This is a genomic window from Gellertiella hungarica (assembly GCF_014197145.1).
GTDB lineage: Bacteria > Pseudomonadota > Alphaproteobacteria > Rhizobiales > Rhizobiaceae > Gellertiella > Gellertiella hungarica.
The window spans coordinates 1-18243 of the sequence record NZ_JACIEZ010000013.1; the positions used below are offsets into that span (position 1 = coordinate 1).

Below are 18243 nucleotides of genomic sequence, written 5' to 3' on the forward strand. Positions count from 1 at the left end.
GCGTCGCAGAAGGAAAATAGGTGGCCGACTTTTACGCCGCCCGAGGCGGGACTATCCCGCCGCTACCGTGGACTAATTTTGCACCGCCGCTCTCATTGTCTTTGAAGGATGTCGTCAGCGCACTAGGCGGTGCGGAAGGAAACCCTTGGCCATTGGTCCTGAGCCACATAGCGAAGGGGATTCTGCCAATTGTGAAGAAGGGGCGAAAGGGAGCTTTGCTTGACACTCTCTATGTCCGCGATTTCCGCCTGTGGAATGACTTTGCGATCTCAGCGGGCAAATTCCATGCGATGGATGGTTTTTTTCTTACAGGTCAAGACGCCGCTTTTCTTCTGAATGCCAGCATCACGCAAATATCAAGTCTGGTGAAGGCAAATTTGTTGCCGCAAGGAAAGATTCCAGCCTACAAAGTCTGGGAGTTCCGCCGCAAATTTATCACGCCGAAGGAGGTTGCGTCGCGACTTGTTTTGAACGGGGAAAGCGCAAAGGCTAATCTCGTAGGAGCCGAGATGAACCGCTCCTCACTCAAGACGGTCGCTCCGGACGTATTCGTGCGCCACCGCGCCGAAGTCGAGGAATTTTACGGGCGAAGGCTGGCTAAAGGTCGCGAAGAATCGCCAAATTTTCTATCGCTGTAGGATTTTCAGCTACTTATCAGAATCGAAAGATATTTTTTTTGACATCCTTCTTGACCGACGCGCGATTCCATATTCAGGATATTCCATAGATAGGCCCTGTACATTCAAAAAATCTGAATGAGAACGCCATGACCGTATCCTTCCGTCAGCCCCTGCCGCTCCTGGACCTCGACGTTCTGCGTACCTTTGTCGCCATCGCGGAGACCGGGAATTTCTCCACCGCCGCCGAAGTGGTGTTCCGCACGCCGTCCGCCGTTTCCATGCAGGTGAAGAAGCTCGAGGAACAGCTTGGCACCGTGCTCTTCCTGCGGGATGCGCGTTCCGTCAGCCTCACCGAGGGCGGGGAAACGCTGCTCGGCTATGCCCGGCGCATGATTGCCCTTTCCAACGAGGCGGTCTCCCGCTTCATCATGCCCGACATGCGGGGCGTGGTGAGGCTCGGGGCGCCGGAGGACATCGGCGAACGCCTGCTGCCGGCGGTCCTGAAGCGCTTTGCCGATACCCATCCCGGCATCATGGTGGACGTCACCATCGACATGAGCTCGAAGCTGGTTGCCCGGGTGGACGAGCAGCGCCTCGATCTCGCCCTGATCAACTGTTCGAAGGCGGCGCATCAGGAGAGGGGGGAGCTCGTCCTGCGGGACCGCCTCGTCTGGGCAGGCGCGAAATGCGGCACCGCCCATCTGCGCGATCCGCTGCCGATCTCCATCTGGGAAGATGGCTGCATCTGGCGGGCGGAAGCCCTTCAGGCCCTCGAAAAGCAGAAGCGCGCCTACCGGATCGCCTATCTCAGCAGCCACACCATGGCGCAGCGCGCAGCGGTCATGTCGGATCTCGCCATTGCCCCGCTTCCCCGCGCCAACCTCACGGAGGACATGAAGGCGCTGGGGGAGAAGGACGGGCTACCCGAACTCGGCCTCTTCGATATCCGGCTGATCACGTCAAACACCCGCGCCTCCGGCCCGGTCACGGCCGTTGCCGAAAGCATCCGCCACTTCTTCGACGACCTGCCGAAGGCGGCGTGAACAGGACGTTGTCCCGCTAACGAAAAGGCCGCCCGTTGGGCGGCCTTTTTGCATTCAATCCCTGCTTCTGCGACGGCGGCGGCCGCCGCCTTCGCCGCCATCGTCGGCGAGAACCTTGCGCTCCGGCAGGGTGACGACCTTCGCCAGATTCGGGAAGGGATCGACCTTGTTCGGCATGGCCATGGCGTTGACGAAGAGCTGCTGGAAATTGGATTCCAGCGCCGTCTCGATCTTCTCGATGCGGGTGACGGTCTCCTCGATCTCGCGGCGATGGTCGCGGTTCAGCAGCGCCATGAGGGCGCCGGTACCCGCGGCATTTCCGACGGCCTTCACCTTGGCAAGGTCGCAATCGGGAATGAGGCCCAGCACCATGGCGTATTTGGGATCGATGAAGGAGCCGAAGGCCCCGGCAAAGCGGATCGTGTCGACCGTTTCCACACCCTGCTTTTCCATCAGCAGCTTGATGCCGGCATAAAGCGCGGCCTTGGCAAGCTGGATCGCACGCACGTCGTTCTGTGTCACCGTGATGCGCGGTTCACCGTCGCGGAGAAGGTAGGAGAAGGTGCGGCCGTTCGGAATGATGCGGTGGCTCTTGGCCGCCATCGCGCCATCGATCATGCCGTCTTCGGAAATGATGCCGGAGAGATACATCTCGGCCACCACCTCGATGATCGCCGAGCCGCAGATGCCGGTGACGCCGACGCTGCCGGCGGCCTCCTCGAAGCCCTCTTCGTCGGACCACTTGTCGACGCCGATCACCCGGAAGCGCGGCTCCAGCGTGACCGGATCGATGCGGACGCGCTCGATGGCGCCCGGCGCTGCGCGCTGGCCGGCGGATATTTCCGCGCCCTCGAAGGCCGGACCGGTCGGCGAGGAGGCGGCAACCACACGGCTGGAGTTGCCGAGGATGATTTCCGCATTGGTGCCGACATCGACGAGCAGCATCATCTCGTCCTGACGGTAGGGGCCTTCGGAAAGCGTCGCACCGGCGGCATCCGCACCCACGTGACCCGCGATGCAGGGAAGCATGTAAACACGCGCGCCGCGGTTCACGTTGATCTCGATGTCATGCGCCCAGTATTGCAGCGCACCGGAGGCGGCGAGCGCGAAGGGCGCCTGCCCGAGTTCCGTCGGATCGATGCCGAGGAACAGGTGGTGCATGATCGGGTTGGCGACGAAGACGGAATCGAGGATGTCGTCGCGGTTGACGCCGCCTTCCTCGCAGACCTTGCCGATGAGATCGTTCACCGCCTCGCGCACGGCCTTGGTCATGGCTTCCCGGCCATCCGGGTTCATCATGACATAGGACACGCGGCTCATCAGGTCTTCGCCGAAGCGGATCTGCGGGTTGGACGTGCCGGAGGAGCCGACGATCCGGCCCGACAGCAGCGACACAAGATGCATGGCGATGGTGGTGGAGCCGATATCGCAGGCAATGCCATAGGCTTCGTTCTTCAGGCCCGGCCACAGGCCGACGATGAAGGGACGGGATGAATCCATGTCGCGGTGGATGGCGGCGGTAACGCCCCATTCGCCCTTGCGCAGGATCGACTGCACCTGCGGAATGAGGTGAGGGGCAATCAGCAGGTCCTTCCAGCCCCACTCCTTTTCCAGCGCCGCCTTCAGCCGGTCGAGATCGCCGAGCGGCTTGTGCATGTCCGGCTCCTCCACCTCGACGAAGCAGAGCTGGACGGCGGCCTTGCGCTCGATCACCCGGTCGGTTGCGGCCTTGCGCACCACCTGGGCGTTGACCACCGTATCCTGCGGCACGTCGACCACGAGATCGCCGAGGATCTGCGCCGAACAGGACAGGCGCCGGCCTTCCGGCAGGCCGCGGACGCGGTCATAACGCTCCTCCTTCGGGCCGATGGGGGAGATGTGGTCGTTGGACGAAACGATCTGGTGCTTGGCGAAATTGCCTTCCTGCACGGTGATCTGGCACCGGCCGCAGGTCGCACGCCCACCGCAGACGCTCTCCACATAGACGCCCAATTGTCGGGCGGCGTCCAGCACGGGCGTTCCCACCGGGAAACGGCCACGCTTGCCAGACGGCATGAAGAGCACGAGGGCGTCCTTGTCTGCGGTATCGGTCATTTCGCTTTTCCGTCCTTCTCGTCATTCCGGCCACTGAGATGCAGCGGCCCGGAAGCGATATTGCAGCCTTGCCGGATTTGACAATTGTTCAATTCCGACATGCGAAGACCACCCTCGGTGAAAAGGGTGGTCCGTTGTTCGTTCAACACTCTTCCGGAGGAAGCAGCCGCCCCCTCACCTGCCTGCCGGCATCCTCTCCCCGAGAGGAGAGGAGGCGATGCCGTTCGGCCTTGCTCCCTCTTCTCCCCATCGGGGAGAAGGTGGTCCGAAGGACCGGATGAGGGGGCCGCAGGGCACTCAGATCGAGCAATCCTTACTCCGTGCGAGCACCGGCACCGGCGCGGGCTGCGCGTCCACCGCGGCGACCGCCGGCGGCAGGGGCTGCAGCAGCGGCAGCGGGAGCGGCACCGGCAGCAGCCGGAGCGTGGTCGCGGTAGGTCATGATCCAGTTGGTGCAGTTCGGATCGGTGCCGTTCAGCACGTTGGCAGCGCGGACGGCTTCCATTTCCTGCGGGCGGCAGGGGTTCATGATCGCCGAGGTCATGCCGGCGCCGATGACCATCGGGATGAAGCCGGCATTGATGCCGTGACGGTGCGGCAGGCCGAAGGAGATGTTGGAGAGACCGCAGGTGGTGTTCACCTTCAGCTCCTCGCGCAGACGGCGCAGCAGTGCGAAGACCTGGCGGCCGGCATCGCCGAGAGCGCCGATCGGCATGACGAGCGGGTCGACGACGATGTCGTGCGACTTGATGCCGTAGTCGGCAGCGCGCTCGACGATCTTCTTGGCAACGGCGAAGCGGACGTCCGGATCCATGGAGATGCCGGTTTCGTCGTTGGAGATCGCGACGACGGGCACGTTGTACTTGGCGCAGAGCGGCAGGATGGCTTCGAGCTTCTCTTCCTCACCGGTGACCGAGTTGACCAGCGGACGGCCCTTGGCGACCTTGAGGGCTGCCTCGATGGCCGCGGTGACCGAGCTGTCGATGGCGAGCGGCACGTCGACGAGGCCCTGGACGATCTCGAGCGTCTTGACCAGCAGGCCCGGCTCGGTCTCGTTCGGGTTGACGGAGGTCACGCCCGCATTGACGTCCAGCATGGTGGCGCCGGCGGCGACCTGCTCGAGCGCGTCCTTCTTGACGGTCTCGAAGTTGCCTTCGATCATCTCGGCAGCGAGCTTCTTGCGGCCGGTCGGGTTGATACGCTCGCCGATCACGCAGAAAGGCTGGTCGAAGCCGATGACGATGTCGCGAGTGGCGGATGCAACGATAGTGCGCGTCATTTTAAGTCTTGTCCTTAGTGAGAGGCTGCCATTGCGGAAGACTGCACGGAGTTCTTACTCCAAGAGCCGCGATCCACAAGCCATTCGGAGGATTTTTTGAGCCCGCCGAAGGGGAAGATGTGAATTTGCTGGATGGGACCGGCCGGATTGGCCTGGAAATGCTTTTCGATCGGGCTGACGATCTCTTCCGGGTTGTGGCCCAGCGCCATGGCGGTGACCGAGAGCGCGTTCTTCTTGAGGAACGAGATCGAGTTGCCGACGCCGCACATGGCGGCAAACTTGATGAGCGTGGTGATCTTGGCCGGGCCCGACACGCCGAGGTGGACCGGAAGGTCGATGCCGTGGGCCTTCAGGCCTTCGGCCCAGGTGATGAACTTCTTCGCATCGAAGCCGAACTGGGTGACGACGCGGACGTTGACGCCGGTCTTCGCTGCCCAGGCCTGCTTCTGCTTCAGTGCCTCGACGGCGGCTGCATCGGAGAAATCCGGGCTTCCTTCGGGATGGCCGGCGACGCCGATATAGGTGATGCCGTTGCCTTCGAAGAAGCCGGTTTCGAGCACTTCCATGGTGGAGCCGAACTCGCCCGCAGGCTTTTCCAGGCCGCCGCCGATCACGAGAACGTCGGTCACGCCGGCTTCGCCGACGGTACGCTTGATGCGCTCCTCAAGTGCAGCCTTGGTGGTGAGGCGGCGCGAGGCAAAATGCGGCACCGGCTTGTAGCCGAGCTTGGCCACGCGCACCGCTGCCTGAACCAGCACGTCGGTCGGATCGGTGCCGATGTCGGTGATGTAGACGCGGCTGCCGGCCGGGAAGAGACCCGGAAGGTCGGCGGACTCGATCGCCTGCTTCGGGGCGACTTCGATGGATGCTGGAATCTTTGCCATTGCTAGAAGGTCCTTGGCTGTTATTGCTGTTCGCGTCCGCCGGCCTTGACCAGAGCGACGAGGCGCTCCCGGTCATAGGCGGCTTCGAGCTCGGCGGCGGCCTTGTCGGCTTCCGCCTCCAGATCGTCCGATACGGGTACGGGATCGGCCTTCCGCCATTCGGCGAGATAGTCGTCGGTTTCCGCAGCCCCCGTCCGCATGGCGCACATGTCGATGGCTTCCGTGAAGCGCAGGGACAGTTCACGCTTGGCCGAGGTGCGGCCACGCTTGACGATCACCTGAGCGGGGATGTCACGCCAGTAAACTATGATGCGGTCGGCCATGTCTGATCTCCTCGTCTGGCGCACACAATGCACAGCTCGCCTTCGCCGGACTTCGCTTCCGACGACGCGGCCCACATGAAAAACGACGCTTGCTGAAATAATTGTCGCATTACCCTTATTGCGACGTTTCGGTCGCAAGGGGATGCATCCGCCTTACCAGATGCCTTTTGTCAAGCCGTGGTACAACCAGGTCCAGATGGGCACGTTGAACCACAAATGCGACGGACCCGTCGCCTGCGTCGGTTTCAGCGTGCCGTGAATGGCATCCTCGACCGCCTGCCGCATTGGATCCACTGAAATGGCAGTCAACAGAGCGGGATAGGTCCACATGCTGTCACCGCGGGCGGGCGTTGTTCGCACCTGATGCAGCACCGCCCCCGTGTCCACGCCCTCGTCCACGAGATGGATCGTCGATCCGAAGTTGTCCCTGTCGCCGCTGACGAGCGCCCAATAGCCGCCCATCTGTCCGCGATAGGCCGGGTTGATCGCGCTGTGCAGGTTGATCACGGGGCAGGGGATGGCCGCCAGTGTCGCTTTCGAGAGAATGCGGCAGCTGACCGTCACCACCACGGCAGGTTTCAGACGGGCGACCAGCGCATGTGCGGCGGCGTCATTGAGGCTTTCGACGTGGTCCACTGGAACCCTTGGATCCCGTTCGCCGGACAGGCCATGCTCGCGGGCTATCGCCTGGATGCGGTCTTCGGCGAAGCGCTTGCCGAACCGCGAGAGAACCATGGTCGCCAGTTGCCCGGCAGCATTGACGTAGCCGAAGCGCCGGATGCGCCGTTTCAGCAGGACGCTCTTGGATTCGGGCTGCTCCTCCACGACCCGCAGGCCAGGGAAGCTGCGGAAGAGCCCGTTTATCAGCATGTTGGGGTTGAACCCGCCCGATGTGAGGACGAGCACGGTGGGGGACGGGACACTGCCTGACGACATGCAGAAGGCTCACAGGATATAGGCGATGGCGGCGCCGGTGGCGAGAACCGTCCCGGCGACGACGAACATGGAGAGAATGCCGACAAAGACGCCGGCGATGAGACCAAGCCCGTCGCGGGCCGAAAGGGTGAGCCCGATGATGGCGAGGGCCAGGGCGGGCAGCCAGTTGCCGAGCGGAATGGGGAGGAAGACCACGGTGGCGAGCATCAGCGCGAAGGCGCCGAGCATCCGCTCCGCCAGTCGGCGCTGCGGAAAGCCGAAACGCGGCCTGACCCAGCGCTCGAAGAAGCGGAGATAGGGGATCGCCCGGCCCGCGAAGGCCGCAAAGGTTTCCCGCTCGATGCGGTAATTGGCGAAACGTTCGGGCAGCCGGAGCCCGCCGCCGGTGTTCACCGTCATCTGCCAGGTGACGAAAAGCAGTGGAATTCCGAAGACGATGGTCGAACCGGGTGGCAGAGGCATGAGGTTTGGCAGCGCGAAGACGGCAAGCGAGGCGCCGAAGGAGCGTTCGCCGAGAGCCTCCGTCATGTCGCGGACGCTCAGGTGCGACTTTTCCGTTTCGGATAGTCCGCCGAGAATGTCCGACAGGCTTGCGGGCGCGCAGGCCGCTTGCGGCAGGTCCTTGTCGTTACCGGTCTGTGGCGTATCGGCTGTACCCATGACACCAACCCTCACAATTCCCTTTGATGCCGATGATGGCGCAAGAGCCTTGGAAAGCCTTTAAATCTGCCGCCTGGCAAGATGCTTTTTAAGGTTCTGGTCAAGGAAGGGTTAAGCAGGGGAAAAGCCCGCTCAGGCGCGGGCGGCGGAAAGCAGCTCCGTCGCGAGATCGCCATAGCCGGTGAAGCGGTATTCGTATTCCACGCCGAGATAAGCCGCTGCTGCCTTCGCCTTTTCCTGGAGTGCGGGATCTTCGAGCTGCGAGAGATAGACGAGCTTCGTGTAGTGCGAGAAGTACATGTCCTTGAGTTCGGGATGCCGGTCGAGACCCAGCGGCTCGATCACGAAGGCTTCGAACTGGCGTGCCAGGAAGTCCGTCAGGAAGAAGGCGGTGATGTCCTGCTCCCAGGTGGCGGCGAACTGCTCGTTGCCGGCGAAGAACGAATAGCAGTGGGGTCCCGAGAGGCGCTCCACGCCTTCTTCCGCGATGACCCGGTCCAGTGCGCCACCGGTGCCGCAATCGGCATAGGCGATGAAGATCCGGCCGGCGCCCGCCTGCCGGGCTTCGGCAATCGCGGTCCTGACGCCGGGGGCAATCTTTTCGGGATGGGCATGCCAGATCGCGGGAAGACAGGAAAGTTCCACATGGCCGAGCCCGTTCATCCGGACCACCGCAAGGATTTCCCGCGCAATCGCTCCGCAGGCGATGACGTGAACCTTTTCAGCGGTCGCGCGTTCGTCAGGGGAAGCGGACATTTCCGGCTTCTTAGAATTGGTTTCCACGACGCGAAGGACTCCCTCAGATGATCAATAGCAACATGATGAAATTCGGCTCCGTACTCGTCGCGCTTGTCCTCCTGTCCTCCTGCGCAAACACGATCCGTGGCGCAGGCAAGGATGCGGCGAATACGGTGAATGCAGCCCAGTCCGCCGGCAACAACGTGGCGAATGCCGCCGAGTAAGGCCTCCCAAGCCCATCTTCCAAGAAAAAAGCGGCCGTACAGTGATGTACGGCCGCTTTTTATCGTTTCCGGTCCAAAAGCGGACGATCAGGCGCTCATCTGGTTGTGCTTGCGCTTGATGAAGTCCTTGGCGGTTTCCACGGCCACGGCCGCATCGCGGCAGTAGGCGTCGGCGCCGATGGCCTTGCCGAATTCTTCGTTGAGCGGAGCGCCGCCGACAAGCACGATGTAGTCGTCGCGCAGGCCCTTTTCCTTCATGGTGTCGATGACGACCTTCATGTAGGGCATGGTGGTGGTGAGCAGGGCGGACATGCCGAGGATATCGGGCTTCTCACGCTCCAGCGCATCGAGGTAGTTCTCGACCGGGTTGTTGATGCCGAGGTCGATCACGTCGAAACCGGCGCCTTCCATCATCATGCCGACGAGGTTCTTGCCGATGTCGTGGATGTCGCCCTTGACGGTGCCGATGACCATCTTGCCGAGCTTCGGCGCGCCGGTGGCGGCGAGCAGCGGGCGCAGGATGGCCATGCCGGCCTTCATGGCATTGGCGGAAAGCAGAACTTCCGGCACGAACAGGATGCCGTCGCGGAAGTCGATGCCGACGATGCGCATGCCTTCGACGAGGGCCTGGGTGAGGATGTCGTAGGGAGCCCAGCCGCGATCGAGCAGGATGCGGGTTGCTTCTTCGATTTCTTCCTTCAGACCATCATAAAGGTCGTCGTGCATCTGCTGCACGAGTTCGTCGTCGGAGAGGTCTGCCAGAATGATTTCGTCGTCGGACATGTTTTGGTTCCCAGTTAAGAGCGATGCGATAGCCATACCAGATAGACCGGTAACAGCAAAGAAGAGTTAAGGAAAAACCGCTTTCGTCCTGCTTTCCCGGGATTGTTCCGGTGCGCTGCGGCCGTCCGGTCCTTTCGGGATAAGCGGCACGAAGAGTTCGGATCCAAAGCGCTGGTCCGAGCGATTCCATCCCGCGTTCCTTGAACTTCACCCTAAGTCCGGCATGGCGTAAAACCCTTTTCGTTAGCGACGTTGCAGAAGGCAAAAACGACCACGGCCGATCGCGCTTGCGTTTTTCGGTCCATGACGCAAATGTCGTTCGTGAAGCGCAATGTCTGGACTAGAGAAATCGGTGGCGCATTAAGGAATGTTCCAAATGCGAATTCCGATAGCATGTGCGTCATCAACTGGGTGCCGCAGGCGCCTTGTGATTTCGCGCATCCGCGCAAGCTTTGAGGAATCAGTATGAGCGATACGATTGAGAATACGGGCGCCGCAGCCGATGCTGCTCCCCGCCGCGGACGCAACGAAGGCCGCGGTGCCGCAGCACGCCGTGCATCGCGTGCAGGTGGCGGTCCGGGTCCGTCCATGCCCTACATCCAGCGCAAGATCCCCGTTTACGAGGTTCTGGACGAGGAAGCCCTTCAGCTCATCGAGCGCAACGCCGATACCGTCCTCGAAGAAATCGGCATCGAGTTCCGTGACGACGCCGAAGCGCTGGCGCTCTGGAAGGAAGCCGGTGCGGATGTCAAGGGCGAGCGCGTGCACTTCCCGAAGGGCCTCTGCCGCGAACTTCTGAAGACGGCTCCGTCGGTCTTCACCCAGCACGCCCGCAACCCGATGCGCAACGTGCAGATCGGCGGCAATGCGACCGTCTTCGCACCGGTCTACGGCCCGCCCTTCGTCCGCGACCTCGAAGGCAACCGCCGCTACGCGACCATCGAGGACTTCCGCAACTTCGTGAAGCTCACCTACATGGCGCCCTCGCTGCACCATTCGGGCGGCACGGTCTGCGAGCCGGTCGACATTCCGGTGAACAAGCGTCACCTGGACATGGTCTACAGCCACATCAAGTACAGCGACAAGCCGTTCATGGGCTCGGTGACCGCGCCCGAGCGCGCCGAAGACACGATCGCCATGTGCAAGATCCTGTTCGGCGACGATTTTGTCGAGAACAACACAGTGACGGTGAACCTGATCAACGCCAACTCCCCGATGGTCTTCGACGAGACCATGCTCGGTGCGGCCAAGGTCTATGCCCGCCACAACCAGGCCTGCGTTCTCTCGCCCTTCATCCTGTCCGGCGCGATGAGCCCGGTGACGGTTGTCGGCACGCTGACGCAGATCCTTGCCGAAGTGCTGGCAGGCGCCTCCTTCACCCAGCTGATCCGCAAGGGCGCACCGGTGCTGTTCGGCACCTTCGCCGCCTCGATCTCCATGCAGTCGGGCGCCCCGACCTTCGGCACGCCGGAACCGTCGCTCGTTTCCTACGGCGCGGCCCAGCTCGCACGCCGTCTCGGCCTGCCGTTCCGTACGGGCGGTTCGCTCTGCGGCTCCAAGGTGCCGGATGCGCAGGCAGCCCATGAATCCGCCAACACGCTGAACATGACGCTGCTGGCCGGCACGAACTTCGCCCTGCATTCCGCAGGCTGGCTCGAGGGCGGTCTCGTCTCGTCCTACGAGAAGTTCATGATCGACCAGGACCAACTCGGCATGATGCAGAAGATGGCGCAGGGCGTGGATACCTCGGTCGAGGCACAGGCCATGGATGCCATCCGCGAAGTCGGCCCGGGCAGCCATTATCTCGGCTGCGCTCACACCCAGGCAAACTTCCAGTCGGCCTTCTACCGCTCGCCGCTCGCCGACAACAACTCCTTCGAACAGTGGGAAGTGGAAGGCGCAAAGCGGATCGAAGAACGCGCCAACGCGCTCTGCCGTTCGTGGCTGGAAAGCTACGAGGCACCCCATCTCGATCCGGCCATCGACGAAGCCCTGCTCGAGTTCATCGCCAAGCGCAAGAACTCCATGCCGGACGCCTTCTCCTGAAGAGAGCCCGATCCCGCCAGGGAGCAAGGCGGATCCAAGCGGGTCGCCGATCTCATCCAGAAAGAAGTCTGGCGTCCGCATTACGAATATAAGGGGCCGCGGTGAGCGGCCCCGGGACACTCCGGACAATCCGTGCGGCTCTCGAGCCGCACGGGCTACATCTGAGCGGCTCCATCTCCTTCGAAGGAGATGGTCCGCTTCTTCCCGATGGCCGCGCGGCCCGCGCGGTGGTGCTGATCGGCAATGCCGGTGGTTCCCTCTGGCCATCCTTCTCGGCCTGGCGTGCAAGCCGCCCCGACAATGGCGGAACCGACCCTCTGGATGAGTGGTCCAAGGCCATGCTCCGCCCGGTGGCGCAGGGCGCGGGCGCGACGGCCTTCTTTCCCTCCGATCCACCCTGGCAGCCCTTCCAGCAATGGGCGATGCGCGCCGAAGGCCTGAAGCCGTCGCCGCTCGGCATCCTCATCCATCCCGTCTATGGCCTGTGGCACGGCTATCGGGGCGCCTTCGCCTTCCCGGACGTTCCCGACGATTTTGCGCCGACCGGGCGGGCAGGGGATCACCCCTGCGAGGCCTGTCCCGACAGGCCGTGCCTGTCCAGCTGTCCCGCCGCAGCGATCCGCCGCGAGGGCTTCGACTATGTGGCCTGCCGCACCTTCCTCGGCGGCGCTGAAGGCAGGACATGCCTCGAGGCCGGCTGCGTGGCGCGCAATGCCTGCCCGGTGGGCGGGGCATTCCGCTATCCGGCGGAACAGATCCGCTTCCATATGGCTGCCTTGAAGCGCCTATAGTGATCGGTGCATGACACGATTCCTTTTCTTCCCGTCGCTCCTGGTGCTCTGGTCACTGTGGCTCTTCGCTCCCGCGCAGGCGGCGGAAGACGGCTGCCGCCGGCTGGAGCACAAGGCGGGACGCTACATCGTCTGCACCTTCGACCCTGGCCGCGCCTCCATCGCTCTTTTCAACCGTGGAACGGACGGCAAGCCCTACGGGCGCTTCGATCCCCTGTTCCAGGCTCTGCTTTCCCGCGGCGAGCTGCCTGTTTTCGCCATGAATGGCGGGATGTACGAAGAGGATCTCTCTCCCGTGGGGCTGTATGTGGAGAAAGGGATGGAGCAGAAGGCGGCGAACTTGCGGGGTGGATATGGCAACTTTCACCTGAAGCCGAACGGCGTGTTCTGGCTTTCCGCCGGAAAGGCGGGCGTGACGGAAACGAGGGCCTTTCTGAAGCGGCGAAAGCCCGTCGATTACGCCACCCAGTCCGGGCCGCTCCTCGTCTGGCGCAACCGCCTCCATCCCGCACTTCTGCCGGACAGCGACAGCTTCAAGATCCGCAACGGCGTCGGCATTGACGGGCAGGGGCGTGTGCATTTCGTCATTTCGGAGGATGCCGTCCGCTTTCACGACCTGGCGACGCTGTTTCGCGATATCCTGAAATGTCCGGATGCCCTGTTTCTCGATGGCAGCATCTCAAGTCTCTACGCACCCGAACTGGGGCGCTTCGACAGGTTCTTTCCCATGGGGCCGATCATCGCCGTGACGGTTCGCTGGCCCTTTTCTTTCCGGTAGTTTCCACGCGGAAATACAACCCCAAGCAAAGGCAGCTTCTTTGTCTTTGCAGGGCCGGCGCCCAACTCGCATTCCGATTGTAGTGAACTGGAGCCGATCGCGCAGAGGTGTCGGTTACGCTTCGGTTCAAATCGGGATGAGCCGATTTATTTGGTACTATTATTGGAAATGAAGCAATTTAAGCATATACATTAATTATCAATAAGAACCACTGAAATATATCAACATGGCACGCCGCAGAGTGGGATTCAGGCGGAGGGAGCCATGGCCGTTAATCATGTTCGCAATGCAGTTCACGGGTTGCTGAAGGCGCGGGGCGGCAATTTCGCCATGACCACCGCGATGCTCTGCTTTCCGCTGATCGCCCTTGCCGGATTGTCCGTCGATCTCTGGAATGCCTACGAGACGAAGACGAAACTCGATCAGGTGGCGGATTCGGCCGCGCTGGCCGCCATCAACACCTCGTCGAAAGCCTTTGCCAACAGCTCGAGCGGGCAGGGAAAGGCAAGCTGGGACAGCGAGGCGCAGGCCTTCTTCACCGGCAACAAGGCCGCCATCGACCCCCGCCTCAGCGTCAGCGTGACCGCCGACGTCCAGCGAAACGGCCTGACCCTGACCTCCCTCGTCCACTACCAGACAAGCATGCCCACGATGTTCATGGGCCTTGTGGGTGTCGAGCACATGGACATCAGCGGCACGGCGACGGCGGAGTTCAATGTCGGCGAATATTACAATGTGCACGTGCTCGTCGACAATTCACCTTCCATGGGCATCGGCGCTTCCCAGTCGGATGTGGATGTCATGCAGGCGAAGATGGGCTGTGCCTTTGCCTGTCATGACCTGTCGGGATCCATGAACAACCTGCCCAAGGCCACGTCGCTCGGCGTCAAGCTGCGGATCGATGTCGTAAGCATGTCCCTGCGCAAGCTGGCGGACATGATCTCCACCAATGTGGGGCAGAAGGGCCTGTATCAGCTTGCCCTCTACAGCCTGGGGGCGAAGGCGGAGGATGCGGTTGCCCGGCCCCTCAGCCTGGTCCAGAGCCTCACCCACGACATGGCGGCCTTCAAGACGTCGGCGCAGGGCGTGAAGCTGATGATCATGCCAAAGTACAACTACAACAACTATGCCGTCGGCTACATCAACCAGTCCATCCAGATGATCAACAAGGAGATCCCCGTCTCCGGCGATGGCCTCGGTGTCAACAGCCCGCGCCAGGTGCTGCTGCTCATCACCGACGGGGTTGAGGACAGGTTGACCACCGCCTCGGGCTGTTTCGGCATCTTCCAGTACGGACGCTGCACGCAGTATATCAACGTCTCGGAGTGCCAGAAGCTGAAGAACCGCGGCGTGCTGATAGCCGTGCTGCACACGATCTATCTGCCGATCACCACGAACGACAACTACATCAACTGGGTGCGCGCATTCGCGCCGAAGATCGGGCCGGCTCTGGAGAGCTGTGCCTCGCCCAATCTCTACGAAGCGGTGGACATGAATTCCGACATGTCCGTCGGCCTGAACCAGCTGTTCAAGCGCGCCACCAACATGCCGCGCCTGACCTTCTGATCCCGTGCCGGTTCAGCGTGCCGGCGGATAGGCCCGCTCCAGACCGCCGGACCGCACGACGCCCGCCCGGAAGGCCTGATAGGCCGGATGATGGCTCGATTTCGCGATCTCCATCAGCCGGATCTGCAGCCTCGGCGGGGCGGCGTTGCCCAGCCATTCACCTGCCTTTTCCAGCTTCAGCGTGTGCAGGAAGCGTCCTGCCGCCGCGCGGTTCAGGTAGAGTTCGAGGCCGGCGAAGAGATTCTCGTCCTGTTTGACGTTTTCCATCACGAGCCGCAGATAGGCCTGCTCGCCCTCGCCAAGGTTCGCCATTTTGTCGGCAATGGTGTCGCGGTCGGGAAATGCGGTGGCATTGGCCATGGACTGCTCCGCGCCTTGGGTGGACGATCCGGTGACAGCGTGCATGAGATACTCCTGGTTCAGGTTCGGAAAGGGCCCGTGCGGGGCGGAAGTGGCGGGACATCGATCGGCCCGGGAGGCAGACCGTTTCGGGCGCGCTCGACCATCATCCGGTACGCTTCCTCCAGATGCCGGGTGAAGCGTTCGGTATCGAACAGCGGGGCACGGAACCGCGCCTCGGCAATCCGGGACTTCAGGCTCGCGCGCCAGGCATGATCGGTTGCGAGGCGCAGATTGAGGGCGATGTATTCCGCATCGGTCTCCGCGACCAGTTCCGGGAAGCCGAGTGCCTTCAGCAGGCTTTCCGAAACGCGGGAGGCGAAGCTGGCTCCCTTCCGGGTGACGAGCGGCAGGCCTGCCCAGAGCTTGTCCGAGGTGGTCGTATGGCCATTGCAGGGGAAGGTGTCGAGCGCCGCATCCGCCGCCTGAAGCCGGGCGACATGGGACGGATAATCGGCCACATCGGCGAAGATCAGCCGCGCCGGATCGATGCCGGCCTTTTTCGCGGCACGACGCGCATTGTCCCGCGCCTCGTCGCCGATCACCATGGCCCACAGCACCGTATCCGGCGCCTGACGCAGGATCTCCATCCACAGGCGGAAGGTTCTGGGCGTGATCTTCAGTTGCGAGTTGAAGGAGGCGAGCACGATCCTGTCTTCGGGCAGGCCGAGAGCCGCGCGCTCCGCCGGCGGCGGAAGCGCCCGGTAACGGTCATCGTTTGGCTGGTATGTCTCCGGCAGGCGGCAGAATTTGGCCTCCCACAACGGCTGGCTTTCTTCGGGCGTTACGACCGCATCGCCGATCATGTAGTCGCAATCCAGGCCGGTGTTGATGCCGGGGAAGCCCAGCCAGGCCACCTGGATGGGGGCGGCACCCAGATTGACGATGCCCGGCCGGGCATCCTTCGTGTGCCCCTTGAGGTCCACGAGAATGTCGATCTCCGCTTCCCGCAACATGGCGACGACGTCGTCATCGCTCTTGCGGGAAATGTCGTGCAGTCCCTTCAGCTTCCAGCGCATTCCCTCGTCGACTGCCTTCAGGCCGGCGTCCGTGTGGCACAGGATATGGATGTCGAAGGCGCTGCGGTCGTGCTGGAGGAGAACGCCCTGCAGCAGGCGCATCGTGGCATGACGGTCGCTGAGGTCGTTCGAAACATAGGCCACGCGGATCCGGTCCGCGAAGGCATGGGGCCGGGCGCGGCGCAGCATTTTGGTCAGGGAGGTGCAGGCCGCGCCATTGTCGATTTTCGTCAGCCTGGCGGCATAGGCCTCGTTCTCGCTCCAGAAGACGTGTTCCAGCGGCTTTTCCATGTCGAAGATGCCCGGATGGCCGGATGCCATCATGGCCTCCACCTGCCTGTCGGATGCCTCGATCTCATCCAGAAGCAGGAGCGTCCGCAGGCAGTTGCGATGGACGCGCAGCGCCTCGAGCTCGCCCGGGTCGGCCTTCAGCATCGCCTTGGTGATCTCGTAGGCGCGCACATGATTCTTCAGGCGGATGTAGAGGTTTGCCGCAAGCAGCTGAACGGGTTTCACATTGGGCAGCGTGGGCGACGACGCACGGTCATACCAGTGGGCGGCCTCGCTGATCTGGTCCAGCTTGAGGCATGACTGGGCGAGAACCAGCGCCAGGGTGGGTTCCACCTTTTTCTGGTCGCGAAGCAGCGGCAGGAGATGGCTCATCACCATCGGGTAGTTGCCGGCACGATAGTAGTCGAGAGCTTCCTGAATGGTAGCAGACATGGTTTGAAATGACCTTCGTGATGAAAGTGTTGTCAGAGACGGCAGGCGATTCCAGCCCCGCCTCAAGTGTTAATTTAGCTATCGGGGCGGGAGCGAGGCTTGCTTCGCCGGCGGCCCTTACATTGACAGTCCCGCTTTCTCGCGTGATGGCTAATAAACGGGGCGGGCGATTCGCATCTGCCCATAACAATGGGCAGGCAGGCGCTTTCGGCCTAGAACCGGCCCAGCCCGCCTGACAAGGGACGGCGACACGGAAGCCGTCGAACGGAGTAGACCGATGTCGCTGCTTTCAATCTGCATGCCCAGCAACCGAAACCTGGCCGCGTCGCGCAAATCCATCGAAGCCGCGCTCGCCTTCGCCGAGGCCCGCGATGCGCAACTGATCGTGGCCGACAATTCGGAGGATGCGGAAAAGGCGGCCTGGTGGCAGGGCCGGTCGGACCGGCTGCACATGCTGGATACCAGGGGGAAGGCCGTTTTCGACAATTACCTCGCCACCATCATGGCTGCGCAGACGCCGTTCATCCTCCAACTGGGCGATGACGACATGATCGGTATCGATGCTTCCGTCCCATCCTTCGATCTCGCGACGCTGCCGGATGACTTCATGGGCGTAAGGCCCAGAACCGAGCTGACGGTCACCGGGCAGGGTGTGGTCCGCAGCAAGACCTTCTCGATCGATTCGCCGACCCCTTCCGGGCGGATTCGCGAATACAGCGAGAAGGCGAAGGGCGACAACAGCGCTTTCTACAGCATCTTCCGCAGGGAGCCGTATCTGGGGCTGATGCGGCTGTTCGGCAATCATCACCCGATCAAGGGAGGCTTCGCGGACTGGGCCATGGCGCTTGCGCTCTTTGCCTATGGGCGAATGGCCTACGATCCAAGCATCATATACCAGTACAACGCCGACCAGTGGTCGACGCCCGAGAAGACGGCAGCGAGAAACCTGCAGCTTTTCCAGGACGTGGGCATGCCGCCGCATACCACCCTTTTCCAGCCTCTCCTGATGACGCTGGACGTCTTTACCTTCGTTGCGCGCCCGGGAACGCCGCTCTCGCGCGAGGAAGCCCTGGATGCGATGAGCGTCATCGGTGGCGAAATGCTGAACGGGTTCCTGAACCAGGTCGTCAGACAGCCGAAGGATTATTCGGAGAAGATCGGCTACCTCGCCGAACTCGCGCGGGCGGAGACGGATGCCTTCGCGCGGTTCCAGCTCGCCCTGATCATGGTGGACGATCTGAAGCCCGGATTGAAGGATGCCTATGTGCGCTTCTACCAGATGGCAAACACGGCCGGGTGACGGCATCGGCAGAAGGCGGGCCTGTGTGCAGGAACAA

General features: G+C 62.5%; 18 protein-coding genes. 8 read left to right on the top strand and 10 right to left on the bottom strand.

The genetic code is table 11. The annotated features are described in order from the left end of the window. Positions 1-20 precede the first annotated feature (20 nt). Both GGR23_RS20365 and GGR23_RS20370 read left to right on the top strand, forming a co-directional pair. Positions 21-638, top strand: coding sequence for a hypothetical protein (locus GGR23_RS20365; RefSeq protein WP_183368194.1), 618 nt, complete (start codon positions 21-23; stop codon positions 636-638). 128 nt (positions 639-766) lie between these two features. After that, on the top strand, positions 767-1663 hold the full coding sequence (locus GGR23_RS20370) for a LysR family transcriptional regulator (RefSeq protein WP_183368195.1): 897 nt from the start codon (positions 767-769) through the stop codon (positions 1661-1663). 54 nt (positions 1664-1717) lie between these two features. On the opposite strand, the gene GGR23_RS20375 is transcribed toward GGR23_RS20370, so the two are convergent. The 7 genes from GGR23_RS20375 to GGR23_RS20405 form a co-directional block, all read right to left on the bottom strand. Then, complete coding sequence (locus GGR23_RS20375; RefSeq protein ID WP_183368196.1) at positions 1718-3757, bottom strand: ASKHA domain-containing protein; 2040 nt, start codon at positions 3755-3757, stop codon at positions 1718-1720. A 313-nt stretch (positions 3758-4070) separates the two neighbouring features. Beyond that, positions 4071-5036: a methyltetrahydrofolate cobalamin methyltransferase gene (locus GGR23_RS20380; RefSeq protein WP_183368197.1), complete on the bottom strand. Its 966-nt coding sequence runs from the start codon at positions 5034-5036 to the stop codon at positions 4071-4073. A 14-nt stretch (positions 5037-5050) separates the two neighbouring features. Then, entirely contained in the window at positions 5051-5920 is an 870-nt protein-coding gene (locus GGR23_RS20385; protein ID WP_183368198.1) for a methylenetetrahydrofolate reductase, read from the bottom strand. Between the two features lie 20 nt (positions 5921-5940). Continuing rightward, positions 5941-6243 (bottom strand): virulence factor, encoded by a 303-nt coding sequence (locus GGR23_RS20390; protein ID WP_183368199.1) that lies wholly within the window; start codon positions 6241-6243, stop codon positions 5941-5943. Positions 6244-6396: 153 nt separating this feature from the next. Beyond that, a complete protein-coding gene (locus GGR23_RS20395; protein WP_183368200.1) occupies positions 6397-7179 on the bottom strand; it encodes a formyl transferase in 783 nt (260 codons plus the stop codon). Positions 7180-7188: 9 nt separating this feature from the next. Further along, positions 7189-7839, bottom strand: coding sequence for an exopolysaccharide biosynthesis protein (locus GGR23_RS20400; protein WP_183368201.1), 651 nt, complete (start codon positions 7837-7839; stop codon positions 7189-7191). Between the two features lie 132 nt (positions 7840-7971). After that, complete coding sequence (locus GGR23_RS20405) at positions 7972-8595, bottom strand: DUF1638 domain-containing protein (RefSeq protein WP_183368280.1); 624 nt, start codon at positions 8593-8595, stop codon at positions 7972-7974. A gap of 65 nt (positions 8596-8660) precedes the next feature. Between GGR23_RS20405 and GGR23_RS20410 the strand changes: the two genes are divergently transcribed. Beyond that, positions 8661-8801, top strand: a complete 141-nt coding sequence (locus GGR23_RS20410; protein ID WP_246365955.1) for an entericidin domain-containing protein — start codon at positions 8661-8663, stop codon at positions 8799-8801. A gap of 87 nt (positions 8802-8888) precedes the next feature. Here the strand turns inward: GGR23_RS20410 and GGR23_RS20415 are convergent, their stop codons facing one another. Then, positions 8889-9584 (bottom strand): corrinoid protein, encoded by a 696-nt coding sequence (locus GGR23_RS20415; protein WP_183368203.1) that lies wholly within the window; start codon positions 9582-9584, stop codon positions 8889-8891. A 465-nt stretch (positions 9585-10049) separates the two neighbouring features. Between GGR23_RS20415 and GGR23_RS20420 the strand changes: the two genes are divergently transcribed. The 4 genes from GGR23_RS20420 (at position 10050) to GGR23_RS20435 (ending at position 14765) form a co-directional block, all read left to right on the top strand. Beyond that, a complete protein-coding gene (locus GGR23_RS20420) occupies positions 10050-11630 on the top strand; it encodes a trimethylamine methyltransferase family protein (protein WP_183368204.1) in 1581 nt (526 codons plus the stop codon). Positions 11631-11731: 101 nt separating this feature from the next. Beyond that, a complete protein-coding gene (locus tag GGR23_RS20425) occupies positions 11732-12421 on the top strand; it encodes a ferredoxin (RefSeq protein ID WP_183368205.1) in 690 nt (229 codons plus the stop codon). Positions 12422-12431: 10 nt separating this feature from the next. Further along, entirely contained in the window at positions 12432-13199 is a 768-nt protein-coding gene (locus GGR23_RS20430) for a phosphodiester glycosidase family protein (RefSeq protein ID WP_183368206.1), read from the top strand. Positions 13200-13463: 264 nt separating this feature from the next. After that, positions 13464-14765 (top strand): TadE/TadG family type IV pilus assembly protein, encoded by a 1302-nt coding sequence (locus GGR23_RS20435; protein WP_183368207.1) that lies wholly within the window; start codon positions 13464-13466, stop codon positions 14763-14765. A gap of 12 nt (positions 14766-14777) precedes the next feature. Here the strand turns inward: GGR23_RS20435 and GGR23_RS20440 are convergent, their stop codons facing one another. Both GGR23_RS20440 and GGR23_RS20445 read right to left on the bottom strand, forming a co-directional pair. Next, positions 14778-15125: a hypothetical protein gene (locus GGR23_RS20440; RefSeq protein ID WP_183368281.1), complete on the bottom strand. Its 348-nt coding sequence runs from the start codon at positions 15123-15125 to the stop codon at positions 14778-14780. A 59-nt stretch (positions 15126-15184) separates the two neighbouring features. Further along, complete coding sequence (locus GGR23_RS20445; RefSeq protein WP_183368208.1) at positions 15185-16906, bottom strand: O-linked N-acetylglucosamine transferase, SPINDLY family protein; 1722 nt, start codon at positions 16904-16906, stop codon at positions 15185-15187. A gap of 277 nt (positions 16907-17183) precedes the next feature. Here GGR23_RS20445 and GGR23_RS20450 point away from each other — a divergent pair, with 277 nt between their 5' ends. Next, positions 17184-18206 (top strand): glycosyltransferase family protein, encoded by a 1023-nt coding sequence (locus tag GGR23_RS20450; protein ID WP_183368209.1) that lies wholly within the window; start codon positions 17184-17186, stop codon positions 18204-18206. Positions 18207-18243 lie beyond the last annotated feature (37 nt).